At 49.0% G+C, this 24,721-nt stretch carries 23 protein-coding genes; 21 read left to right on the plus strand and 2 right to left on the minus strand.

The genetic code is table 11. From position 1 onward, the window contains the following. The 10 genes from AC8GE9_RS10055 to AC8GE9_RS10100 all read left to right on the plus strand — a co-directional run bounded on the left by AC8GE9_RS10055 (position 1) and on the right by AC8GE9_RS10100 (position 9,026). On the plus strand, positions 1 to 1,269 hold the full coding sequence (locus AC8GE9_RS10055; protein ID WP_506677029.1) for a 3-isopropylmalate dehydratase large subunit: 1,269 nt from the start codon (positions 1 to 3) through the stop codon (positions 1,267 to 1,269). Between the two features lie 3 nt (positions 1,270 to 1,272). Further along, positions 1,273 to 1,836, plus strand: coding sequence for a LeuD/DmdB family oxidoreductase small subunit (locus AC8GE9_RS10060; RefSeq protein WP_506677030.1), 564 nt, complete (start codon positions 1,273 to 1,275; stop codon positions 1,834 to 1,836). Further along, positions 1,826 to 2,659, plus strand: a complete 834-nt coding sequence (locus AC8GE9_RS10065; RefSeq protein ID WP_506677031.1) for an ABC transporter ATP-binding protein — start codon at positions 1,826 to 1,828, stop codon at positions 2,657 to 2,659. The genes AC8GE9_RS10060 and AC8GE9_RS10065 overlap by 11 nt, the downstream gene beginning before the upstream one ends. Continuing rightward, positions 2,659 to 3,453 carry an ABC transporter permease gene (locus AC8GE9_RS10070; protein WP_506677032.1) on the plus strand — a complete coding sequence of 265 codons (795 nt, stop codon included), beginning with the start codon at positions 2,659 to 2,661 and terminating at the stop codon, positions 3,451 to 3,453. Before AC8GE9_RS10065 ends, AC8GE9_RS10070 begins: the two co-directional genes overlap by 1 nt. Positions 3,454 to 3,471: 18 nt before the next feature. Then, a complete protein-coding gene (locus AC8GE9_RS10075) occupies positions 3,472 to 4,326 on the plus strand; it encodes a TauD/TfdA dioxygenase family protein (protein WP_506677033.1) in 855 nt (284 codons plus the stop codon). 28 nt (positions 4,327 to 4,354) lie between these two features. Next, entirely contained in the window at positions 4,355 to 5,275 is a 921-nt protein-coding gene (locus AC8GE9_RS10080; RefSeq protein WP_506677034.1) for an SMP-30/gluconolactonase/LRE family protein, read from the plus strand. 462 nt (positions 5,276 to 5,737) lie between these two features. After that, positions 5,738 to 6,718 carry a Bug family tripartite tricarboxylate transporter substrate binding protein gene (locus AC8GE9_RS10085; protein ID WP_506677035.1) on the plus strand — a complete coding sequence of 327 codons (981 nt, stop codon included), beginning with the start codon at positions 5,738 to 5,740 and terminating at the stop codon, positions 6,716 to 6,718. After that, positions 6,715 to 7,389: an RraA family protein gene (locus AC8GE9_RS10090; RefSeq protein ID WP_506677036.1), complete on the plus strand. Its 675-nt coding sequence runs from the start codon at positions 6,715 to 6,717 to the stop codon at positions 7,387 to 7,389. Before AC8GE9_RS10085 ends, AC8GE9_RS10090 begins: the two co-directional genes overlap by 4 nt. Beyond that, positions 7,386 to 7,607, plus strand: coding sequence for a hypothetical protein (locus AC8GE9_RS10095; RefSeq protein WP_506677037.1), 222 nt, complete (start codon positions 7,386 to 7,388; stop codon positions 7,605 to 7,607). The genes AC8GE9_RS10090 and AC8GE9_RS10095 overlap by 4 nt, the downstream gene beginning before the upstream one ends. A gap of 6 nt (positions 7,608 to 7,613) precedes the next feature. Next, the gene (locus AC8GE9_RS10100) at positions 7,614 to 9,026 is read left to right on the plus strand and encodes an amidase (RefSeq protein WP_506677038.1); all 1,413 of its coding nucleotides are present in this window, start codon (positions 7,614 to 7,616) and stop codon (positions 9,024 to 9,026) included. Positions 9,027 to 9,159: 133 nt separating this feature from the next. Here AC8GE9_RS10100 and AC8GE9_RS10105 read toward each other — a convergent pair whose 3' ends face one another. Further along, a complete protein-coding gene (locus AC8GE9_RS10105) occupies positions 9,160 to 10,095 on the minus strand; it encodes a GlxA family transcriptional regulator (RefSeq protein WP_506677039.1) in 936 nt (311 codons plus the stop codon). Positions 10,096 to 10,315: 220 nt separating this feature from the next. Here AC8GE9_RS10105 and AC8GE9_RS10110 point away from each other — a divergent pair, with 220 nt between their 5' ends. The 11 genes from AC8GE9_RS10110 to AC8GE9_RS10160 all read left to right on the plus strand — a co-directional run bounded on the left by AC8GE9_RS10110 (position 10,316) and on the right by AC8GE9_RS10160 (position 23,012). Beyond that, positions 10,316 to 11,296 carry a TRAP transporter substrate-binding protein gene (locus AC8GE9_RS10110; RefSeq protein ID WP_506677040.1) on the plus strand — a complete coding sequence of 327 codons (981 nt, stop codon included), beginning with the start codon at positions 10,316 to 10,318 and terminating at the stop codon, positions 11,294 to 11,296. Between the two features lie 42 nt (positions 11,297 to 11,338). Next, positions 11,339 to 11,845: a TRAP transporter small permease gene (locus AC8GE9_RS10115; RefSeq protein ID WP_506677041.1), complete on the plus strand. Its 507-nt coding sequence runs from the start codon at positions 11,339 to 11,341 to the stop codon at positions 11,843 to 11,845. After that, positions 11,835 to 13,145, plus strand: a complete 1,311-nt coding sequence (locus AC8GE9_RS10120; RefSeq protein ID WP_506677042.1) for a TRAP transporter large permease — start codon at positions 11,835 to 11,837, stop codon at positions 13,143 to 13,145. Before AC8GE9_RS10115 ends, AC8GE9_RS10120 begins: the two co-directional genes overlap by 11 nt. A 28-nt stretch (positions 13,146 to 13,173) precedes the next feature. Further along, positions 13,174 to 15,258: a hydantoinase/oxoprolinase family protein gene (locus tag AC8GE9_RS10125; protein WP_506677043.1), complete on the plus strand. Its 2,085-nt coding sequence runs from the start codon at positions 13,174 to 13,176 to the stop codon at positions 15,256 to 15,258. A 6-nt stretch (positions 15,259 to 15,264) separates the two neighbouring features. Continuing rightward, positions 15,265 to 17,016 carry a hydantoinase B/oxoprolinase family protein gene (locus tag AC8GE9_RS10130; RefSeq protein WP_506677044.1) on the plus strand — a complete coding sequence of 584 codons (1,752 nt, stop codon included), beginning with the start codon at positions 15,265 to 15,267 and terminating at the stop codon, positions 17,014 to 17,016. Then, positions 17,013 to 17,723 carry a type 1 glutamine amidotransferase gene (locus AC8GE9_RS10135; RefSeq protein ID WP_506677045.1) on the plus strand — a complete coding sequence of 237 codons (711 nt, stop codon included), beginning with the start codon at positions 17,013 to 17,015 and terminating at the stop codon, positions 17,721 to 17,723. Before AC8GE9_RS10130 ends, AC8GE9_RS10135 begins: the two co-directional genes overlap by 4 nt. A 572-nt stretch (positions 17,724 to 18,295) precedes the next feature. Next, the gene (locus tag AC8GE9_RS10140) at positions 18,296 to 18,946 is read left to right on the plus strand and encodes a hypothetical protein (protein WP_506677046.1); all 651 of its coding nucleotides are present in this window, start codon (positions 18,296 to 18,298) and stop codon (positions 18,944 to 18,946) included. A 236-nt stretch (positions 18,947 to 19,182) separates the two neighbouring features. Then, positions 19,183 to 20,121, plus strand: coding sequence for a glycosyltransferase family 2 protein (locus AC8GE9_RS10145; RefSeq protein WP_506677047.1), 939 nt, complete (start codon positions 19,183 to 19,185; stop codon positions 20,119 to 20,121). Continuing rightward, positions 20,122 to 21,120, plus strand: a complete 999-nt coding sequence (locus AC8GE9_RS10150) for an NAD-dependent epimerase/dehydratase family protein (protein ID WP_506677048.1) — start codon at positions 20,122 to 20,124, stop codon at positions 21,118 to 21,120. It abuts the gene before it with no gap. After that, positions 21,117 to 22,226, plus strand: coding sequence for a DegT/DnrJ/EryC1/StrS family aminotransferase (locus tag AC8GE9_RS10155; protein WP_506677049.1), 1,110 nt, complete (start codon positions 21,117 to 21,119; stop codon positions 22,224 to 22,226). Before AC8GE9_RS10150 ends, AC8GE9_RS10155 begins: the two co-directional genes overlap by 4 nt. A 30-nt stretch (positions 22,227 to 22,256) precedes the next feature. After that, positions 22,257 to 23,012 carry a class I SAM-dependent methyltransferase gene (locus tag AC8GE9_RS10160; RefSeq protein ID WP_506677050.1) on the plus strand — a complete coding sequence of 252 codons (756 nt, stop codon included), beginning with the start codon at positions 22,257 to 22,259 and terminating at the stop codon, positions 23,010 to 23,012. 40 nt (positions 23,013 to 23,052) lie between these two features. Here AC8GE9_RS10160 and AC8GE9_RS10165 read toward each other — a convergent pair whose 3' ends face one another. Beyond that, positions 23,053 to 24,669: a hypothetical protein gene (locus tag AC8GE9_RS10165; protein ID WP_506677051.1), complete on the minus strand. Its 1,617-nt coding sequence runs from the start codon at positions 24,667 to 24,669 to the stop codon at positions 23,053 to 23,055. Between the last annotated feature and the right edge of the window lie 52 nt (positions 24,670 to 24,721).

Raw genomic sequence — 24,721 nt, forward strand, 5'->3', positions numbered from 1 at the left:
ATGCCCATGACATTGGTGCAAAAAATCCTTGCTCGAGCCAGTGGCAAAGAATACGTGGAAGAAGGTGAGATCATCTGGGCCAAGCCCGATCTCATCACCGTCCCCGAGGTCTCTTTTCCCGCCTACGTTAAGCGACTGGGCGATATTGGCATCCACCAGTTCGCAACTCCCAACAAGATTGTGGTCGCGATTGACCACGAGGTGCCGGTGCACAGCCAGGCGGGAGCGACACGCAATCTTCAGACCAAACAGCTTGCCGTATCGACTGGCATCGGGCATTTTTTTGATGGCGAAGGCATCACGCATCCACTGGTGGTGGAGCAAGGGCTGGTGGCGCCCGGGATGTTCGTGGTGGGTGCCGATACTCACACCTCTGGTATCGGCGGGGTCGGAGCCCTCGCAGTGCCATTTGGCATGGAGGTCACCATGCCCATGGCTCGTAGTGACATCTGGATCCGGGTGCCAGGCACAGTGCGTGTCCATGTCCATGGCGAGCTTAGACCGGGGGTGGGTGCGCGTGATATCGTCTTGGCCACCATCAGCCAGATTGACGAAGACTTGGCCTGTTACCGTGTCATCGAATATACGGGGGATACAATCGAACGACTCACGATCCCAGAGAGGATGACCATTGCAGGCCTCAGCATCGATTGTGGAGCTGAGTCCGGGATCATTCCAGCGGACGAGACATCAATCCGGGCGCTCAGATCGCTAGGAGTCAAAGATCCTCAAATACTAGTTGGCGATGCAGATGCCAACATCTACCACCATATTGAGATTGACGCGAGCCGCTTGTCCCCGCTGGTAAGCATCCCACCCTCCCCCAATCATGTAAGAGACGCCGCGGTACTCCATGATATAAAGATTCAGCATGCCTACATTGGTAGTTGCGCCTCGGGAAGTCTCGCTGAGCTTCAGGCCGCAGCGCGATTGCTGGCTGGTAAAAACATTCATCCGGATGTGCAGTTGCTGGTAATTCCGGCTACCCGCAAGGTTCACCAGCAAGCATTGCAAGATGGCACGCTCAACACCCTGATGCTGGCTGGCGCCCAGATTTCACCGTCCACGTGTGGGCCCTGCTTTGGCGGACTCGCACAACTAGCAGCTGGAGAAGTGCGAATAAGCACCAGCACCCGCAACGACCGAGGGCGCATGGGTAGCCCCGATGCCACCATCTATCTGGCCAGTGCACTGACCGTAGCGGCTTCAGCACTGACCGGCCACATCACCGATGTACGCCAACTCATCGACTTATATGGAAACACCTGACCCATGTCTGACATGAGCCTCATTTACCAAGGACGTTGCTGGAAGCTGGGCGATGATGTCTCCAGCGACGAACTAATTTCTGCACAGCATGTGTTTGAATATGACCCGCAGGTGTTACGCAAGCACTTGCTCGAAGAGCGACTCTCACAGTTTGCATCGCAGGCTCAGTCAGGGGATATAGTGCTCGCCGGCAAGCGCTTTGCTCACGGTAGCCAGCATACTCACCCCTTTTTGGCAATGAAGGCCATCGGCGTGGGGCTAATCGCGGAACAGATGCTACGTCCTACCTTCCGACTCGCCATCTATAGCGGCATCCCCTTACTGGAAATCGATCAAAACGTCCAGAACATGCTGGATGATGGGGACCAAATCCGCGTGGATTTCAACAAAGGAGTAATTAGCAATCTAACTCAAAACACGACGACACAGGTCAAACCGGTCCCTGACTTTTTGCTAGATATCATTCAGGCCGGAGGGGGGCTAGGATACATGCAGGCTACTCTGGCTAACCACATCGTGCAGAAGAACACCTCGACCACCACCAAGGAAACATCCCATGGGGTCTGACGCTCAGAAGCATGAGTCAGCCCACCCAGCAACACTAGGCAAGGATGATCCAGCTTTTATACAGATTGACGGCCTAGAAAAATCGTACCGGTCCCGCGATGGAGGCATCGTGCGAGCACTGGGTCCGGTCTCGATCAATATCCGCAAGAGGGAGTTCCTTACCGTCGTTGGTCCCTCTGGTTGTGGAAAATCGACGTTGCTCAAGCTCCTAGCAGGACTGATTGAACGAAGTGAAGGTAGCATCTGCATGAACGGAAAGGAGATACAGGGCCCGCAACTCGACATTGGTGTCGTATTCCAGTCGCCCGTTCTCCTACCATGGCGGACAGCAATTGAAAACGTGACCCTGCCAGCCGAGATTCACAACACCCTAGATCGCAAGGCATCCAACGACCGTGGACTGGCATTGCTATCCATGGTGGGGCTCAGTGATTTTCACGGTAAATACCCCAACGAGTTGTCGGGTGGCATGCAGCAACGCGTGGCAATCGCCAGGGCACTGATGCATGAGCCCTCAACGCTCCTGATGGATGAGCCCTTTGGCGCGCTGGACGCCATGACCCGAGAAAACATGAACGTGGAGATCCGTCGATTGTGGGCGGAAGCCGGTAAAACGATTATTTTTGTGACCCATTCGATTCCAGAGGCGGTATTTTTAGGCACCAGAGTTCTAGTGCTGTCCAGCCGTCCTGGCCAGGTTGCTGAAATCGTCGATGTGGATCTCGATAACAGGCGCACATTGGATATTGTCACCAGCGATGTGTTTGGCAACTACACCCGCCGCATCCGCAGACACTTCAACTCGAACGGAGCAATCGAGTGATGAAAACCCTCAACCCCCAACAAAGAAACTGGCTCGAGCTTGCCTGCATTCCGCTGCTGTTTATTGTCGCGGTGGGAAGCTGGGAGGCGATCATCGCCTGGCTCAAGGTACCACCCTACGTTGTGCCCGCACCCTCAGCGATCTGGGCTTCACTCGTGCGAGGGCTTACGAGTGGCCTGCTCCTCAAAAACGGATTTGTGACGCTGAGTGAAGCTTTGATGGGTTTTATGGGTGCAGCCGTGCTGGCTATTGTGCTGGGTAGCCTGATTGCACAGTCAAGGTTTGTTGAGCGGGTGATTTACCCCTATTTGATTGTGATTCAAACCACACCCAAGGTGGCTATTGCGCCACTTTTCATCATCTGGTTCGGCTTTGGCATGACATCAAAAGTGATCATAGCAGGGATCATTTCGTTCTTTCCGATTTTGGTGAACGTAATCGCGGGTCTGAGATCAACCGATCCACAACGCATTGAACTGATGCGGTCGCTGCGCGCAACACGTTGGCAGATTTTCAAGATGGTGATGCTGCCAAGTGCGTTGCCGATGATTTTCGCGGGCCTTCAAGTTGCGATTATTTTCAGCTTGCTAGGCGCTATCGTGGGAGAGTTTGTGGGCTCAAAAGAGGGGCTGGGCAATCTCATCATGCAAATGAACATCAACCTGGACACCGCTGGCGTATTTGCCGTGCTGGTCTGCCTGTCTTCGATCGGCATATCCCTGCACCTCATTATGAGCTGGATCCAGCGCAAGCTTCTCTTCTGGGCGGAACAGAATAAAGTCCCTGAAATCTGACCTATCTAGAGTCCCCGCATGCCAATCCTTATTCGCACACTCAATGCTTCCCTGTCTGCCGAGATAAGCGGCCTAGATATAACCGCCGAGCTCTCTTCAGAGACAATCGCGGCCTTGCATGCCGCCTGGTCGCATCATCTTGTGCTCGTGTTTCGTGATCAGCCACTCACGCCCGAGCAGCAGATCAGATTCAGCAGATATTTTGGTGATCTGGACGACCACAGATCAATCCCGAAGTTTAGACATGTCGACCATCCCGAGATCCTCATGGTCAACAACCGCGAGGCCGCCACCAACAAGAAACTCTCTGTTGGCCGGCAATGGCACTCGGATCTGTCCACCACGATAACCCCTGCCAAGGGATCCCTACTGCATGCAATTCAATTACCCAACGTCGGTGGCGACACGATGTTTTGCAATATGTACCGCGCTTGGGATGATCTCTCACCCAGATTGCAAACATGGCTATCCGGCGCAGATGCTCTGCATGATATGACACTGGCTCAGGAAACCCGCAAGCAACGCACCCCGGCCGAGCTCGATGACATCCGCAAACGTAACCCACCAGTTTTTCAGCCCATCTGTCGCGTGCACGAGGTCACAGGAAAAAAAGCTCTTTATGTCAGCGAGATGACAACCTCACGGATTGATGGACTGACAGAGGAGGAGAGCCTGCCCATCCTCGAATACCTATTTAAACAAAGCACCGCGCCAGAAAACGTCTATCGACACATATGGAGAAAAGGCGACTCTATACTTTGGGACAACCGCTGCGTGATGCACATCGCACTCGCGGACTATGATGAGTCAGAGATTCGCACCATGCACCGCACAACGCTCAGGGGTGCACCTAGCGGCAGGCTGAGCACCTAACAGTAAACAAGATCAATAATCTTCCAATATGAACATCAGAGAAATCGCCAGTGGATTAAGTTTTCCAGAAGGGCCTGTCGCGATGGAGGATGGGTCCGTGCTGTTGGTCGAAATCGCCAGTGGCATGCTCACCCGGATCACGGCAGAGGGCAAAGTTCAGCGGGTTATCGATCTCGGCGGGGGACCGAATGGCATCGCACTTGCCCCGGATGGAAGCATCATCGTTTGCAATAACGGTGGCATGCAGTTCAGCACGATGGAAGATGGTACCGTGCGGCCTGGGCCTCAGCCGACCAACTATTCAGGAGGGCGGGTCGAGCGCGTAAACCTAACCACCAATAAAGTGGAACGATTGTTTGACGCAGTGGATGGTGAGCCCCTCAAAGGACCGAACGACTTGGTGTTCGATGCGAATGGGGGCTTTTATTTTACCGATCTGGGCAAAATCCGTGCACACAGTCTCGACTGGGGCGGTGTCTTTTACGCACCCAGCATCAGCGCCCCACCCCAAATTGTCGCCTACCCTGTCATGATGGCGAACGGCGTGGCATTGTCACCGGATGGGAAAGAACTCTATTTCGCCGAAACCGAAGGGGCGAGACTTTGGGCACTGGAGCTCACCGCCCCCGGACAAGCCAATCGCAACCCGTGGCCATCGATCCACGGGGCCAGACTTGTCACTGCGGCCCCTGGTGGCTATTACCAACGGTTTGACTCAATGGCATTGGATGCGCTTGGCAACATCTATGTCGCCACCTTGCTCCATGGGGGCATCACCATCGTATCTCCTGATGGCAACATCACCCGACACATCCCGCTGCCGGACAAATACCCAACCAACTTGTGCTTCGGCGGTAAAGACATGCGCACAATCTATGTCACGCTCAGCGGGACGGGAAAACTGGTGGCGATAGACGACTGGGCAGTGCCGGGATTGAGGCTGAATTGAATGAAAGATATTGGGATTGTCCGACATCACGCGCAGGCTCGCTCCAGAATTCAGGGTTCGCCTAAAGTTAGTCCATTACATAATTTATTAAAATGTAGGGTAATCACCTTGACTATTATCTGTGCAATGGTCAATACTAAATTTCAGTCAGTTGCTGAACCCCGCCCCCACTTTGCGTAAATTCTGAAATTTCACTTAACCAATCTGGAGAATTGTATGTCTGTTGTGCACACAAGCAATGCTTCAAATTTGTTGCAACATTCAAATCATCTCTTGGTAAAAAGTCCAACTTTATAGGGGCAGTCGGTGCAATCTCGATACTGGAGGGGCTGGATGGGATGCTCCGATTCTTCAATGCCTTCTGCTCCTAACCCTGTCGCAATGACATGCGACGATTCGATGAAACTAGCCTTTAATCCACGCGGCCCTTCATAGGATCTATCATTCTTTTCGGAGTTCATCATGCTGCAATCCAAGGCTCTCATTTTTATTAATGCGTTCGTCGCGGCCTTCTTTATCGGTTCGACGGCGGCTCTCGCGCAATACCCGGACAAACCAATCCGAGTAGTCGTGCCTTTCCCTCCAGGAGGGATTACTGACTTTGTCGCGCGCGCGGTGACCCCCATTGCCTCCAAGCAATTGGGGCAAGCCATCGTGATCGAAAATAGAGCGGGTGTGGGCGGTGTCTTGGGTACAGGGCAAGTCGCCGAATCCAAACCCGACGGCTATACGATCATGCTAGGTACTATTTCGGTGTTGGCGATCAATGCCGCTTTGTTCAGTAATCTGCCCTACGATCCTGAGAAAAGTTTTGACATGCTGACGCTGGCGACACGCGCGCCCAATGTCTTGGTTGTCCATCCCGAGTTTGACGTGAAGACGGTGGATGACTTGATCAAGTACCTGAAGACAAACCCTGACAGGGTCGCCTTTGGCAATTCCGGCACCGGTTCGTCCGATCACCTGAGCACGGAGCTGTTTTGGCAAAAGACGGGCACTCGCGGAGTGCACGTTCCGTTCCAAGGTAGTGGTCCGAGCGTTACAAGCTTACTTGGCGGACACACACAAGCATCCTTCAGGAATCTGGCAGAGGTGACAGCGCATATCAAGGGGGGAAAACTCAGACTGATCGCGGTCGCGACAGACAAGCGCTTGACCGAATTTCCGGACACTCCCACTCTGAACGAAACGGGCGTTACGGGGGCGGAAGTATATTCGTGGCAAGGATTTGTGGCGCCCAAGGGTCTTCCACCGGACATCCGAAAGAAGGTGCACGATGCTCTGGTTTACGGGTTGAATGATGCAGGTGTAAAAAAAGCGCTAGCGGACCGCGGCGTCGAAGCAGTGCCTTCAACGTCCGAAGAATTTGCACAATTTCAACGAGATGAAATAGTACGTTGGAAAGCGGTCGTCAAGGCCGGCAACATTACAGGAACGCGATGACGATGCGAGCCAATGCTTCCGTCAGAGAACTGGCCCAGCAATTCCTGGGTATATCGACAAGTACGATAGGCAATGTACTGGACAGCCTGCGCATCAACGCCATCATGCCGGGCCTGCGTCCGGTCGTGCTGCCCATGCGCATGGCCGGCGTAGCCTTTACAGTCAAGGCGGTCGTGGGCAAGTTGGGTGATTACATGCCCGGCGACTTTTCCCTGGGAGATGTTATCGACAACCTGCAAGCCGGTGACGTCGTCGTCATCGACCTAGGCGGCCAAGAGGTCGCGAGTTGGGGAGGACTCGCCGCGTTGGCTGCAAAATTGCGGGGCGCCGCGGGTCTTGCGGTGCATGGCGGAGTCCGGGACATAGACGAAATTATGAACTGCGGATTCCCCGTATACAGTAGGCATGTCACGCCGCTTTCGCCGCGGACGCGCGTGAAAATTGTCGGGTTGAATTTGGAGATTTGCATCGGAGATGTGCAGATACTCCCGCAGGACATCATCGTCGGTGATAGCACGGGTTTGGTCAGGGTGCCCGCAAACATCGCTCGGGAAGTGTTGGATGAGGTATTGGTGCTGAATAAAAAAGACGACGAAGCAATGCGTTTGATTCGTGATGGCGGAAGCTTCAAGAATGCATTGAGCGCCATACGAAACGGGGGTGCTTCATGACAAATCCCGTTACTGCGTCAGGCCAAGGCGGTGAAAGCAGCCAGGTCACCCGTGAATTCGTCAGCGCAGTCCTGACTCAGCAAGGCTTGAGATGCTCAGCGGAGGACTTGCGGAACATTACCGCGGCCTACATCCTCTTGGAGAAGAAGATCTTGAGTTTGCGTGAGCTGCATCAACATGATTCCGACTCGGCGATCCAATTTCGGGCGAACAGATAATCAACAATGATGAATGAAGACATTGCCTTGCTGTCAATCAGCGAGATGAATGCGCTATTGCGTGGCAGGGAGATTTCACCTGTGGAATTGATCCAGTCGTCGCTGGATCGTATTGCGAGATTCGAGCCTCGCATACGCAGCTTTATCCAGGTCACCGCAGAGCTCGCCATGGCGAATGCAAGGACGGCAGAGCGCGAGATCATGAAAGGCACTGTGCGCGGTCCATTGCATGGCATCCCCTTCTCGCTAAAGGACATTTTTGAAACTGCCGCCATTCCCACCACGGCAGGTTCACCGTCTTTGATCGACAACATTCCAGCCGCAGATGCAACGACCGTCCGCTTGTTGATTGACGCCGGGGCAATATTGATCGGCAAGAACATGACGCATGAATTTGCGCATGGTGGTCCGGCATATGATTTGCCTTGGCCGAATCCTGGAAATCCCTGGAAGAAGGGCTATTTTACGGGCGGATCGAGCAGCGGCTCGGCCGCTGCCGTAGCGGCAGGATTTTGCGCAATGTCGATGGGCTCGGACACCGGCGGCTCCATACGTATTCCCGCATCTTATTGTGGCGTGGTGGGTCTCAAGCCGAGCTATGGACTCGTCAGCAAGAAAGGGGTGATTACAAACGCATTTTCGTTGGATCACGCCGGACCCTTGACCTGGAACGTTCGCGATTGTGCGTATGTGCTGCAAGCCATTGCAGGATTCGATCCGCAGGATCCTTCGAGCGCAAATGTGAGGATACCCGATTACTTGGCGAACTTAGATCGGGGTATCAAAGGCAAGAAGATTGGAGTGATACGGCATTTTTACGAAAAGGATGTTCAAGCCGACGCTGAGCAAGTCGGCGCATTCGAAAGAGCGCTAGATGTCCTCGAACATTTAGGCGCACAAGTAGTGGATGTCAGGCTTAGTCCTCTTGCCGTTTACAGTGGAGTGAAATTGGTGATTTCCGCGTCAGAGCTGTATGCGGCTCACTGCAGCAATCTCCGTCAGCATCCGGAACGGTTTGGTTCGGTCTTCAGGTATCGTGCGATGACAGGTTCGCTGATTAGTGCTCAGGATTACCTGATCGCCCAACAACAAAGAAAGAAACTCATGCTGGAAGTCGAGAACGTGATGGGTACAGTTGACGCCTTGGTGATTCCCAGCACGAACGGGCCCGCCGGATTGCTCGAGGACGTGAGCCCGATGGCTTATTTTGGCCCTCCCTCATTGAACGCAGCATTCAACGTGACTGGGCACCCTGCGATTTCGATGTGTTCGGGTTTCAGCTCAGATGGTTTGCCTCTAGCGTTACAGTTCATAGGCAAGCTTTTCGCGGAAGACGAATTGCTTCGGATCGCACAGGCTTACGAATCGTCAACGCCATGGCGCCAAAAGCGCCCCGATTTGTCGCAGTTTCAGTCTTGACAATCCTATCGGCCAAGCCTTTGGATGCGAGCTTGAGGGAGTATCCTGGTTTCTGTGTTTGATGCGCGTAATAGATTATTTTCAGTGTGGCGGGGGTCGCATCGCGACGAAACGGGTTAGTTTTAAGCGATTCTCAAGAACTTGCCAAGCGATGCGTGATGGGTGACACACCAAAGCACTTTTTGTAGGCTCTTGAAAACGCAGCTGAGGATGCAAATCCAGACAGTTCAGCAAGTTCTTCAAACCCTAAGTTACTATGAAAAACAAAAGATTGTGCTCTTTGTAATCTTAAATGATTCGCGAATGCGAGAGGTGACTTTCCAGCATGACGATGAAAGAGCCTAGCCAGATGCCTAGGAGAGATTCCGAGTTCTTGAGCGACTTCGTTGATATTAATTCTGAAGCCCGTTCTGCGTTGCATAATTGATATCGCTGCACGCAGCTCAAGAGGCGTATGTTCATTGTCGGTCGGTAACAGCACTTTTTGCATATCCTTAGCTTTACGCACGCGACCGTGAATGAACATATCAGACACTGCCGTAGCCAACAAAGGGTTAGTGTGCTTTGAAATCAAATCCGCCATCATATCCATTGCGGCGATGCCACCGCTGCATGTGATACGGTGATGACCGATTTCGTACAAATTTGAGGTTACTTGGATACGTGGAAACTCTTCGGCAAAGCTTGCAGCGTACTCCCAATGCATAGTTGCTTTTTGTCCATCTAGTAACCCAGCACGCGCAACATGATATGTGCCCGTACCCAATCCACCGATAACTGCGCCAGCACTGCTGCGCGATTTTAGGACCTCGATCAACCAGCGTGGAGTTTTGACTAGTGGCTCAAAACCACCTGTTACGAAAATGTTCGGATAATCAATTAAATCCTTCATATTTCCGATAGCTTGAATCTCGATTCCATTTCCCGCTAGTACTGATTTTCCCTTTTCAGAAAAATATCCGCGTTGAAAAAGGTCTTTTTCAGCAATTCGGTTTGCCATACGCAGTGGCTCTGTTGCTGAAATAAATGGCAAAAGAGAAAACCCGTCTACTAGGATAAAAGCGATCATAATTGGTCGATCAGGCTGCGTGTGTATGAACACAGGGTATTCCCCATCATTGTCTGAAACAGTTAAATATTAGTCTGATTTGATCAAATGAATAACACCCTTGAGTGATAACTTCATTGGGTGAGTGCGTTTGTGTGGGGTTGAGCTAAGTTCTGTTCACCACCTCACACATCTGCAATAGCGATGTGTCGTAAACCTTTTATATTTTTAGGAGTAATGCATGAGCAAAATTTCTAAGCAAGGCATTTTGGGGGCAGCACTTCTAATTGCAACATGCCAATATGGTGCAACTGCAAATGCACAGCAATGGGTAATGGCGACTCCATATCCTGATGGCAATTTTCATACAAAAAATATTCGTCAGTTTGCGGATGATGTGAAAGCTGCAACGAACGGAAAGTTAACGATCAATATTCATAGCGGCCAATCATTGGTGGCAATGCCGCAAATAAAAAGGGCGATTCAGTCAGGCCAATTGCATTTAGGAGAAATTCTTTTATCTGCCTATGGTAACGAAGATCCGTTTTTTGAAGTGGATGGCGTTCCAATGATCGCGCCAGGATTTCAAAACGCAAAGAAATTGTGGGAAGTATCCAAACCTTACGTGGTGCAAAAGTTTGAGGCACAAGGATTAGTGCCTTTGTTTTCAGTACCGTGGCCACCACAGGGTTTTTACACGAAAAGTCCAGTTAACTCTTTAAATGATTTTAAAGGCGTTAAGTTTCGTGCTTACAACGCAGTCACTGCAAGAATGGCAGAACTAATGGGGGCAATTCCCACCACTGTACAACAAGCTGAGGTTCCACAGGCTTTTGCGACAGGAGTCGTAGACGCTATGGTCACCTCAGCTGCAACTGGTGTTGATGTAAAGGTATGGGATTTTGCAAAGTATTACTACGACGTAAGAGTGATCAATAACAAAAATATTGTTCTTGTCAGTAAACGCGCTCTTGATGCATTGGATCCAACTACACGTCAGGCTGTTTTTAAGGCTGCCGCTAATGCTGAACTTAATGGATGGATCGCCAGTGAAAAAACAATGGATGAAACCACTAAAAAACTTGCTCAGGAAGGTATGAAGGTTGAGGCGGGCACTGAGCTTATGACCCAGCAGTTAGACAAGATTGGGCTTGAAATGTCGCGCGAATGGCTAAAAAGAGCGGGTGCTAATGGAGAAAAAATGCTGCAGGGTATGAAGTAAAAGAAATGATTGTATTTACAAAGAGTCAGAGAAGAGGCACAAATGTTTAGAAAATTTCTTGATACCCTTTATTTGGTATCTGGTATTTTGGGTGCCTCTTTTCTGGTGCTAATTGGCGTCATCATGCTGCTTCAAATGATTGCTAGGGCAGCTGGTTTTCAAATTAGAGGTGCGGATGATTTAACAGCATGGTCAGTTGCCGCGACAGCAATGCTTTCCTTGGCTTATGCCTTTCGTCACGGCGCTCACATTCGGGTGACAATCTTAATTGGTAGTTGCAAGGGAAAAGTTCGGAAATATAACGAGACAATATGTTTAATGGTTGCTGCTGTGATGGCGTCAATACTTACCTATGCGTCCATCAGATTGACCTACGATAGTTGGCAATACCATGAGATTGCACACGGGTTGCTCAAAATTCCGCTCTGGATTCCGCAGTTATCAATGAGTGTAGGTGCAGTGATTTTTTTTATTGCAATTGTCGATGACTTAATTGAAGTAATTTGCGATAGAGAGCCTTCATATAACGGGTATAGCGATGGCATCTGATCTAAGCACAATCATTTTATTTCTTATCGTTTCCTTGACTCTGATTCTTGGCGCTGGTGTATGGATCGGTGTGGCGCTCATGGTAATCGGATACCTAGGCTTATCTTGGTTTACGGCCATACCGGCTGCCAATGTTCTAGGAACAGCTATATGGACGAGTTTGTCATCTTGGAATTTGGCAGCACTACCTCTGTTCATATGGATGGGGGAAATACTCTTTCGCACGCGAATATCTGAGAACTTGTTTCGAGGGTTGGCCCCTTGGGTTAATTGGTTACCCGGAAGACTTTTACATGTGAATGTAATTGGCTGTGGAATTTTTGCGGCGGTTTCAGGTTCATCGGCGGCAACGACAGCAACTGTTGGGAGGATGTCACTGCCTGAGTTACAAAAACGCGGTTATGACTCGGGAATGTCAATTGCCAGCCTGGCGGGGTCAGGGACGCTTGGCTTACTGATACCGCCATCGATCATTATGATCGTCTACGGTGTCGCAGCTGAGGTGTCGATTGTTCGTCTCTTCATAGCCGGCGTGATTCCGGGTGTTTTGTTAATGATCCTATTTTCCTCTTACATCGTGGTATGGGCGCTGATAAATAAAAACCTTGCGCCTATGCCTGAACCATCAATGCCGTTTTTTCAGCGTGTCAAAGCGACAGCTGAGCTGATACCGATAGTATTGTTAATTTTGACGATTATTGCCTCGATATATCTTGGATTGGCAACTGCAACTGAGGCTGCTGTAGTAGGTGTTGTGGGATCTCTTGGAATTTCCTGGATGTCCAAAACGCTTACATGGAGCAGTTTTAAAGAAAGTATTATGGGAGCGACAAGACTATCCTGCATGATTACTTTAATTATTGCTGGGGCCGCTTTTTTGACATCAATGATGGCGTATACCGGCGTACCTAAAAGTCTTGCGACTGCTGTCATAGATATGGATGTCAATCGCTATGTACTCCTAGCTTTTCTTGTCGTTTTGTATCTCATTTTGGGCTGTTTTATCGATGGTATATCGATGATCGTATTGACGACAGCGGTCGTACTTCCGGTCATTCAAGCTGCTGGATTTGACTTAATTTGGTTTGGAATTTTTATAGTAATTCTGGTCGAGATGGCGCAGATCACTCCGCCAGTGGGTTTCAACTTATTTGTACTTCAGGGCATAACTAAAAAAAATATTTTCTATATTGCAAAAGTTAGCAGCCCATTTTTTATTTTGATGATCCTTTTAGTTGCTTTAATTACTGTGGTGCCTGAGACAGTGACTTGGCTCCCCTCAAAAATGCTCGGACGCTAATACTTTTTTATATCTGCAGGAGAAATAAATGCCTAAAGCGAGAATAGGTCTCGATATTGGGGGGACGTTTACGGACGTCGTCCTTGAAACAGGGGTCGAACGATTCACTGCAAAAGTTCTTACTACCCCGGCAGAACCAGAAATAGGTGCGATGTTGGTCCTTGATGTGATTTTGGCGCAATCGGGAATTAAGCCTGGTGACGTTGTCGAAATGATTCATGGCACTACACTCGCCACTAATGCACTCATCGAACGCAAGGGTGCTAAAACAGCGTTGCTGACGACGCTCGGTTTTCGTGATGTGATTGAAATTGGAACAGAAGGTAGACCTGATCAATATGATGTTCAATTGATTAAACCAGAACCACTTGTCCCTAGAATGCTGCGATTTGAAGTGAGTGAGCGTCTTGATGCTAGTGGAAATGAACTTATTGCAATAGATCGATCACAAGTCAAATTAATCGCTGAAAAATTACGACAACAACAGGTTGAATCTGTCGCCATTGGCTTTCTCCACAGCTATATGAATCCGATCCATGAGGAAATAGCGGCTGAGATTATTAGGGAACTTATTCCAGATGTGCCTATTACGCTTTCGGCTCAGGTTTCGCCGGAGTTTAGAGAGTTTGAGCGATTTTCTACGGCTTGCGCAAATGCTTATATTCAGCCCTTGATGGAGGGTTATCTTAAGCGCTTCGAGGTGCTGCGGCGTGAGAAGGGATTTAATTGTCCGATGCTTTTAATGCTGTCAGGAGGCGGACTCACGACAATTGAAACAGCACAACAATTTCCTGTTCGACTTGTTGAATCAGGACCTGCAGGTGGAGCAATATTTGCTTCTGTCGTAGCTCAGCGTTGTGGACTCAAAGAAGTTTTGTCATTCGACATGGGGGGAACAACTGCGAAGATCTGCATGATTGATAATGGCCACGTCCAAACTAGCAGAAGCTTTGAGGTGGCTCGTGTCTATCGATTTAAAAAAGGAAGTGGTTTACCTCTGCGCGTCCCGGTAGTTGAATTGGTCGAAATTGGCGCAGGAGGTGGATCGATTGCACATCTTGACGGTTTGCAACGTATCGCTGTTGGACCAGAAAGTGCATCGGCAGTCCCAGGGCCTGCATGTTACGGGCGAGGTGGTCTACAGCCGACCGTCACAGATGCAAACCTCGTTATGGGGAGAATTGATCCGGTGAAATTTGCTGGAGGTGAAATTATGCTTTCAACGGAAGCTGCTTTTAAAGCTTTTGAGTCAGTTCTTTCTTCACAACTTGAAATATCAGATCAAATCGCTGCCTACGGAGTCAGCGAAATGGTTGATGAAAATATGGCGGGTGCCGCACGAGTTCATGCAATTGAGAGTGGCAAGAGCATTCCTGCTCGAACACTTGTTGCATTTGGCGGATGTGCACCCCTTCACGCCGTTCGCATCGCTGAAAAGCTTGATATCGCGAGAGTGATCATTCCATCATCTGCAGGAGTTGGATCGGCTGTAGGGTTTTTAAGAGCGCCCATATCATATGAAATAGTAAAAACACAATATCAGCGTCTGGGGAATTTTGATTTTGATTTAATTAATAGCACTTTAGAGAAAATGGCTAATGCGGCCTCTTCGATTGTTCAGCAGGCAACTAAAGCTCTGACCCATGTTGAACGACGCGCTTACATGCGATACGTTGGACAAGGTCATGAGATTTTGATTGATATCGGCATCGAGATTTTCGACTCTTTGTCTGCTGAAATGTTGCGAGAGCTTTTTGATCAGGAATATGAAAGAGTCTACGGTCGCTCCTTGAGTGTCTTGGCAGACGTAGAGGTCGCAAGTTGGGTGGTGACAGTCGCTACGCAGCCAACACCCGATATTATTGCTGAGTGTCGGGGCGACGTGACATCGTCTAAGTCCTCTTCTTTAGGCAAACCTCTCACGCGTGATGTATTTGACCCAGGGCAAAAAAAGTGGCTTCCTCATTACTTGTATAACCGCTCGGATCTCGTGACCGGGTTCAATATCCAAGGTCCTGCAGTCATCGTTGAGAATGAAACTTCAACAGTGATTAGTCCTGCTTATGACGCAAAAATCAATGCCTTTGGTGACATTGACATCACTAGGAGATAGTCTCTAATGAATACCCTTCAATTTGACATTGGCGCGATTGCGCGCCAGATCATGTGGAACCGCCTAATTGGTCTCGTAGAGGAGCAAGCACAGACACTTATTCGAGCGGCGTTTAGTGCAGCGGTCAGAGAGTCAGGTGATTTGTCTGCAGGATTTTTTAATTGTAAAGGTGAGATGGTCGCGCAAGCGACAACCGGCACGCCTGGTCACGTCAATTCAATGGCGATTTGCGTAATTCACTTTTTAAAGCGCTATCCCATTGCTGAGATGAAGCCTGGGGATGTTTTCATCACAAATGATCCTTGGCTTTCAGTAGGTCACTATCATGATGTGACGGTTGTTTCTCCTGCGTATCATCATGGCAAGGCTGTTGGATTATTTGCAAATACAATTCATATTATCGATATGGGTGGCCGTGGGTTCGGCCCAGATTCAAGACAAGTTTTCGAAGAAGGCGTCAATATTCCAATTATGCATCTCGCGCGTGCGGGTGTTTTAAATGAGGATTTATTGGAGTTGCTTCGAACGAATGTCCGTCAACCAATTGAAATGGAAGGTGACTTACATTCACAAATGGCTTGTAATGCGGAGGCTGGTCGACGACTTTCTCATATGCTTGTAGAGTTTGAACTGGATAACGTTGATGAACTCTCACACTATATTATCGAGCAATCTCGTCAAAGTGTGCGCGAACGTATTCGTGCCTTGCCCAACGGAAATTTCAAAAGTCAGTTAACTATTGACGGATATGACACCCCGATTGACCTAGTGGCTAATGTTTCTATTCAAGGCGATCATTTGCACGTGGACTATGAGGGTACGTCGCCCGCAAGTCCTTACGGTATTAATGTAGTTCTAAACTTCAGTACAGCTTACAGTGTGTTTGGCATTAATTGCATCATTGCACCTGATGTGCCTTGTAATGCTGGGTCTTTATCTGCCATTTCCGTTTCTGCTCCTGAAGGCTCAATACTTAACGTCTTGCGACCTTACCCTGTTTCTGCCCGGCACACTGTGGGGCAGATGCTTCCAGATTTGATGTTCGGTTGTCTGGCGCAAATTCTTCCAGACCGTGTTCCCGCCGAGGGGGCTGGCACCATGTGGAACCCAATGATTCGTGGCGGAAAATCTGCAGTGGATCCGGAGTCAGCAGCAAGCGGGCGCGTCACTCGTGATTTTGATTACATTCTCTTTAACACTGGTGGAACAGGAGCTCGACCTAATCTAGATGGGTTGTCGACTGTTGCATTTCCATCCGGAGTTAAGACTGTTCCGACAGAAGTAGTTGAAAGTACTACCCCAATTATTATTTGGCAGAAAAAATTTCGAGAAGGATCTGGAGGTGCTGGCAAGTATCGAGGCGGGTTTGGTCAAGTGCTTGAAATTGGTATGCAACAAGAAGCTGCTTTTTCTCTCGCGGCGATGTTTGAACGCACTGGTCATCCCGCGAAAGGTCGTTTTGGTGGCAAAGATGGTGCGGCTGGCGAGGTCAGAACTACAAAAAATCGAACTTTGCCTCCTAAAGGGCGTCAGTACATCACACCCGATGAGAGAGTTATCTTGAAACTTCCTGGAGGTGCGGGAATTGGAAATCCTTTCACGAGGGCTGTAGACCTTGTTAGAGAGGATGTTGTCAATGAGTTGATCACATCGGAACAAGCCCTAAGCGAGTATGGCGTTGTGTTGAGTGCGCAAGGGGAAGTTGACATTGCGTTGACTCAAGCAAATCGTTTTGGAGCAAGGGGTAATGAAACATGAAAAAATTCATTTATCTAAATAATTGGCATCAGGATCAGCCAAAAACACGGTTTGAGGATGCGCTTGCTCAGAGTGGACTGTCTGTGGCAATTTATCGGACTAACGCTGGTGAATTCCCAGACCAATCTGCTATTGATAATGCAGCTGGTGTTTTTGTAAGTGCAAGTGTGTCAGGCGCATATGATGGTGATGCTTGGATAGATTCTCTTTCCGAATCATTAAGGGCTTTTGCCGCTAGCAATGTGCCTATGCTTGGACTGTGCTTTGGTAGCCAAGTTTTAGCATGGGCACTTCTGGGTAACGATCAGGTATTTAAAAGAGGTGATCGTGAGACGGGGTATTCCGAAATTGAGTTCACGGCCGACGGTCAACGGGATGAGTTGACTAAAAACTTTTCACCGCGCGTAAGAACCTTTCACTGGCACGGAGATGAGGTACGTGCGGATCACTCTGACATCATTATCCTAGCTAGAAACAGTGCATGTGCGAATCAAATTTGGCGCTGGAAACACGGACCTGTCTGGGGTATTCAACCCCATCCTGAAATGGATCAGAGTCAGATTTGTGACTTTTTGAATCAAAACAGAGAATGGTTTGCTGCCGAAGGTAAGGATGCCGATGCGCTAATTCGTGCTGCTGAGGCAAACGATGAGTTGAGCCCTATTTTCAACAGGTTTTTATCCTTGGTCAAAAATAACATGATTTGAATTAAAGTCCTGTAGATAATTTTTTAGGTTGGCGATTTGGAGGTGCGGCTAAAAATGTGGACTGTTTTACGCTATAAGACCGAGACTTTGTCGTTCTTCTAAAGGACTAAGTGATCTAAGAGACATATGGATTCGCTTTCAGTTGTGCTATCGAATATACGAATTGACGGTCTAAATAAATTGTTCAATAGTTGTTGGCACGAAGGTCTGCAGAAAAGAAAAAACCTAATAGCGGAGTTGGGCGAAGTCATTGATTAATTTTGCTCTACAGCCTGAATTCGAACCAGCGACCAGCAGGATTAACAGAAAAGTTAGCTGTTTGGCTTCTTCACTTAAAAAACTTAGCTCAAAAATGACCATCGTGTCAGACGAGAAGAAGTGCTCGCGAGTCCAGCTCGCCGATTGGACCAACAAGCACGCGATAAAAAGTTTCGATTGTTTTGGTCATTGGCTGCCAGTTCGCTGTCACCACCCGTTCCGATCATGGTACAACTGGAAAAGCTTCAAACACTGACGGACATAAGGCCATTGTTGGCTCGACTCACCGCCAGCAACGATTAAGGGGAAATCACATGCCATTACGCGGTAAAGGAATGCTCATCACCTCGATGAATATTGATGAAGTCCACGAGGATGAGTTTAATTTATGGTACGACCGCGAGCACTTGGCTGAGCGGGTGGCAATAGACGGGTTTTTAGAAGCTCGCCGCTGGGTGGCTGAGGATGCTGACCCCAAGTATTTCGCGACTTACAGCACCGCTACATTCGAAGACTTGAGCAGTCCCGCCTACGCCACGGCCCTGGCCAACCAAACACAATGGTCTAAAGAGAATCTGGCACGTTTTAAAAACATGATCCGTGTTGTTGGTCGCATCACTGACTCTCAAGGTCAGGGTAGAGGCGCGGTGCTTGGCGTGGTTAGACTAAGACCCAAAGAGGCAACTAGTCAGTCGCGAGAGACGCTCAAAGCCGCCATGGCGCCGGGTGATCAGCTTCACATCATATCCATGCACTTGATTGAAAGTGATCCCGAATTATCAAAATCATTAACAGAGCCAGACAAGCCCAACCCAGGTGCAGGCGATTGGTTCGTTTTGATTGAGGCAACGACTCGATCGGCCGTGGTTGCGTTAATGGAAACGCGTTTTAAAGCGCTTGGCATCCCCGTTGCCTCTATGGGTACCTATCGTTTGTTGTGGGACCTCGCTAAAAGCGATTTGTGAAAAATCTGCGTAAGCAGCTGATCTCTACCATACATAGAGCGACCATGAAAACAACAGATAACGAAGATACTTGATTGCTAGCTGGTGCAGCTTTACACTCAATTGACTTTTTAGCTGCTTAAGGTTGGTTAAATCGAACACATGAATTGGATGCCTTGAGTGCCGCGACACTACCAGTCGTGAACTCAGTGTTAACGCCGTCAATAACGCTAAGTTGAACTGAAACTATGCCACCTATGCGACGCATTTCAGTTGTTGTGCCTGTTTATAACGGCGCTGCGACTGTCCCCAAACTCATCGAACAGCTTGACAAACACCTGAGACCACAAAACGCGTTAGAGCTCATTTTGGTCAATGATGGAAGCACGCGTGACAATTCCGATGAGGTTTGTGAGGTTGCAGCGCAACAAAACGACTGGATTGTTTACATAGAACTTTCAACAAATTTCGGTGAACACAATGCCGTCATGGCAGGGTTGAACCACTGCACAGGTGACTACGTCGTGATCATGGATGATGATCTACAAAACCCGCCTCATGAAGTCATTCGACTGGTTGATGAACTCGACAGAGGAGACTACGACGTCGTTTTTTCTTACTACAAGGAAAAAAAACATGGGATATCTAGGAACTTGGGGAGTGCTTTTAATAACTTGATTGCAAGTTATGTCCTAAAGAAACCAAGAGATCTCTACCTTTCCTCATTCAAGTGTATCCGTCGGTCGGTGGTTAAACAGGTCATCAAGTATGACGGTCCTTACCCCTACATTGATGGCCTGGTCCTTAGAAGCACCAGCCGTTACGGTCGACTAGAGGTGGAGCATCACAGTCGAGAGATTGGACGCTCGGGTTATTCGCTGCGCAAACTTGTGAGCCTTTGGCTCAATATGTTCACAAACTTTTCTATCTTGCCGCTGCGCATTGCCAGTGCCATTGGATTGCTGCTTGCCACCTTAAGCGGCTTAGCGGGGATTGTTGTCATGATTGAAAAAATCATGAATCCTGATCTCCCCACGGGTTGGGCATCCGTTTTTGTTGCAATCTTATTTATGTCCAGCGTGCAGCTTTTAGCGATCGGTTTGCTGGGCGAGTACCTAGGCAGGGTACTGATGAAGCTTAATAAGATACCTCAGTTTGTGGTGCGAAGAACTATCCGCAACAAGGAGCAAGCCTAATTGGTTTATGACGAAAGCTGGTATTTTGGTCGATCAGTGCTCATCACTGGGGGACTCGGATTCATCGGAAGCTCATTGGCCATTCGCATGGTGGACCTTGGGGCGAAGGTCACTTTATTAGATGCCATGATTAAGGACTTCGGCGGCAACTGGAAAAATATCGAGCCCATCCGTGAGCAAGTCAGTGTCTACCAAGATGATATGCGTAACTTTCATGCCTTATGTCAGATTGTCAAAGGGCAAGATGCAATATTTCATTTAGCAGGACAGGTCAGTCACGGCGACAGCATGCGCGAGCCCTTGACTGACTTGGGGGTGAACTGCGTATCAACCATGAATTTGGTTGAGGCTTGTCGGATACACAACCCTAACGCCCGCATTGTCTACACCTCGACAAGGCAAGTCTATGGCACGCCACAGACGCTTCCCGTTAAGGAAAATCACCCAGTATTACCCATTGATGTAAACGGCATCAACAAACTCGCCGCAGAGTATTACCACCTGCTGTACCACCGAGTCTACGACGTCAAGTCAGCGGTTTTACGGCTAACGAATACTTATGGACCCAGACTTCAAATTCAGAACGACCGACAGGGGTTTATCGGTGTATTTCTCAAGCGTTGCCTAAGCGGAAGAGAGATTCATATCTTTGGCGATGGGATGCAGGTGCGCGACTTCAACTACGTGGATGATGTGGTGCAAGCGCTGGTCCTAGCACTGCTTCATGATCAATGCTTTGGACACGTGTTTAATCTCGGCTCCCCAGATCGATACGGTCTCTTAAATTTTGTACAAACGCTGGCCTCTCTAACTGAGGTAACCTACCAACTCGTCCCGTTCCCCGCAGACAAGCAGCTGATCGATATTGGCGACTATTATGGCGACTACTCTGCATTTTCTGACATGACTGGCTGGCAGCCCAAGATAAATCTTCGCGAAGGCTTGGCCAAGACGTTGGCTTATTACCAAGCCCACCGCATCAACTACTTAACCCCATGACGACACAAACCATCAAGATGTTTGATTATCGGGATCAGTATCTTGATCTTGAAAACGAAGTGCTCGGTGCGGTGCAACGCGTGCTGCGCTCAGGCGAATTGATTCTTGGATCGGAAGTTGAGAAATTTGAGTCAGGCTTTTCAGATTTTTTAGGTCATGGTACCCACAGTTTGGGCGTTGCCAATGGCACGGATGCCTTGGTTATTTGCCTGATGGCGCTCGGCGTTGGACCGGGTGATGAGGTCATCACGGTAGCGAATACCGCTGTACCTAAAGTCAGCGCAATACGGATGGTCAGGGCGACGCCTGTATTTGCCGACGTGGACCCCGAAACCTCTCTCATGGACTTAAGTCTCGTGCCAGGGCTTATTACGTCAAAAACCCGCGCGATCATCCCTGTCCATTTGTTTGGCAATGCTGTCAATATGCCATTACTTTTAGACATCGCGCGACCCTACAATATCCCTGTTGTAGAAGATTGCGCGCAAGCTCACGGTACTCTGATCAATGGGCGAGCAGCTGGAACGTTTGGTCACGCGGCTGCATTTTCGTTTTATCCAACGAAAAACCTTGGTGCCTACGGTGATGGTGGGCTGTGCGCAACTGCAGATGCATCGCTCGCCAAAGAAATGCGGCGAATTCGTAAGTATGGTTTTGATGACCTGTATTACGCGGAACGCGAGGGAATTAACAGTCGCCTCGACGAAGTACAGGCGGCGATCCTAAACATTAAACTCAGGTACCTGCCTGCACAATTACAAAAACGACGAGCACTTGCTGAAGTTTACAAGGCTGGTCTGCCGAGCTCTCTGAGACACATGGCAGCGACATCGAACATTGAGCATGCCTATCACTTGTTTGTGGTGCGCGCAAAGGAACGTGATGCCCTCAGGACAGCGCTTGCAAGTCACAATATTCAGACTGGCATTCACTATCCTTTCCCGATTCATCGAATGAGAGGCTACACTTTTTTAGGCTATCAGGACCAAAGCTTACCCATCACAGAGACTCTTGCCAACGAGATCGTTTCTTTGCCTCTATATCCAGAATTACCTTTAGAAAGCGCTCATCGAGTGCTCGATACATTGCATGAAATCCTGGATTGAAACTTTTAAAACATCTAGGGTGTTTCAGTCGTGATCGATAATCGCCGCGAATATGAAGTCATGGCTGAAGTGGAGATCCAGCACTGGTGGTACCGAGCTCTGCATAGCCTCGTTTTGAACAGCATCGAACACGAATGTATGTCAACGAACATTCATATATTGGATGCAGGATGCGGGACTGGCGGCCTCATTCATAGTCTTAAAGCAGCTGGCTATCGACAGGTTAAGGGATTTGACCTTTCTCCCATTGCGGTCGACCTTTGTCAAAAAAAAGGGTTTGATGTTGAATTAGGTAACCTGAACGATATTGCAACGATCCAAGCGCCCTCAAAGTTTGATGTCATTATTAGCAATGACACGCTCTGCTATTTGTCTTCCGACCAACAGTTGGCCTTCATTAAAAATGCCTATATGCGCTTGAACAGGGGTGGGCTTCTGGTGATGAATTTGCCCGCACTTGCGGCATTTCGTGGCACACATGACCGAGCTGTTGGACTTCTTCATCGCTTTAATCGGCTTGAGATGAAAGCGCTTATTCATTCAGTTGGTTTTGAAGCACTCACGCTACGTTACTGGCCCTTTAGTCTTTCGCCCGGTATTTTTGGTGTTCGGGCATGGCAAAGACTCAAATACGACCCTGCCAGTTCAATCAAACCGTTGTCCGACCTAAAAACCCACAGTATGTTGCTCAACGCCCTACTCTTTCGCTTAATTAGACTCGAAATACGCTTAGCCAGAAACGCACCGTTTGGTAGTTCTTTGTTTACTGTCCTTCGGCGTACTTAATGGTCACTCAGTTCTGCGATCCGCAGTATTTCGGCGAAGCTCAGTGAAGCGCGTCTGCGGACATGCAGCAATAGCTACCGAATCCTATTGCTCGTGAACGGTCCGACTCTGGAATGTTAGTGCAAAGGCCTACTAGGCCCTGGACGCGACGCTTGCGAAACGTATCTCGGACATGAGACTCCGCAGCCCACCAGCCCGATGCATAATCAAGAAAAATCGGCTGCTCGTGGTTCCAAAACGCTTGATAGGTGTCTTTATCCAACACCAGGCGTTGCGCGTTGTCTTCAATACCACACTCCTTTCGTGCAAAGTCGCGCAAGCCTTGGTTTTGGTGGTCAATCATCTCCACTTGCTGCAAACGAGCTTGGCGCCAATCTGATACGAACTCACCGAACCTTTCTTCACGCAAAATACCCGAAAGTAGTGCCGCAAGCATCAGCACGGCAATGATGATGCGAACACCCCCACGGTTTGATTGACTGACCGGCCGACCAAAACTAAAGATTACGAGTAATAGCACGAGTGGCCAGACGATTGAGACTTCATAAAAGTTCTTTTGCGTTTGCAACACAGCGATAGAAGCCAATGAGAGCAAAATTGAGAACCACAGTAAGTGGTCAACGCGCCCTCTTGGTCGTCTGTCAAAAAGCCAATTTAAAGCTATGACCAGCACAGCGACTAAAAGCGGTGTCCATAAAAGAATGTTTGCTATTGAACGAGCCTGTGAACTCATCACGCCACCCTTTCTCGCAGGTAGCCAATCAACAAAGTATTTATCTTGAAAATGAAGACTTCTGACGTAAACACCAAAATCAAGAACGTTACTCCAGTCTTGTTGAATAAATGTTAGGGGATTGGATAACAGAACACCTGGTTGTAGCGTGAGCCCTCTAAGAACTGCCATCAATCCAGGAAACTCTGGGCATGTCGTTCGCAGCTGCCAGACTTGTGAGGTGTCGTAGGCAGTCCACCCTAGGATCAAGACTAGTAGGAGCAACAAGGGCCATGATTTCAATTGTCGCCAAGCCAGCACAAGTAAAGCGGGAAATAAAAACATGCCCTTGGGGTGAATCGCCGCTAAAAGCGTTGCCACTAGCGCAAAGCTCAAGGCCACCAGAAAGCCAATTGGCCAACTCAAACGATTTGCAGGTGCTTTATACAAAGTCACCAGAAGACTGAGCGTGATTAGAAGTAAAAGGGGTTGCTCGGGCCGCGCGTAAACCAAGAGAAACGGCAGCACGCCAACTGACAGAAATGCACTGACTGCTAAGAATGCGTCTTTCACTGCAAGGCCAGCGCGGTGTTTCAGCAACCAAGTCCAAAGTGCTAGTAAAACCAAAAAAAAGAACCAGCCGTGAACACGAAGACGCCAGGGATGGCTGGCATCCTCATAAAGCCATGAATGAATTAACATGGCAGGGTACCAAGTTAGAGGTGCATCGATCCACTGACCTTCACTGCATTGTGCAAATAAGTAAACGAGCTTACCGTGATCGGTTTCAAGCCGAGCGATCATCAGCTTCCAAAAAATCTCATCTGTGTATACCGGGAAATAAAAAACCATCCACAGTGTCGACAGAAATGACAAGACAAAAGCAAGCGCAAGCAGAGCGTAGAGCGCGCGAGGTAAATATCCAAATAATAATTGAGGCTGCATATCGTTTTCGCGTTTATCGTTCTATTAATAGAATCATATCGCCTGCAAAATT

This window comes from Zwartia lucis, from assembly GCF_965234455.1.
GTDB lineage: Bacteria > Pseudomonadota > Gammaproteobacteria > Burkholderiales > Burkholderiaceae_B > Zwartia > Zwartia lucis.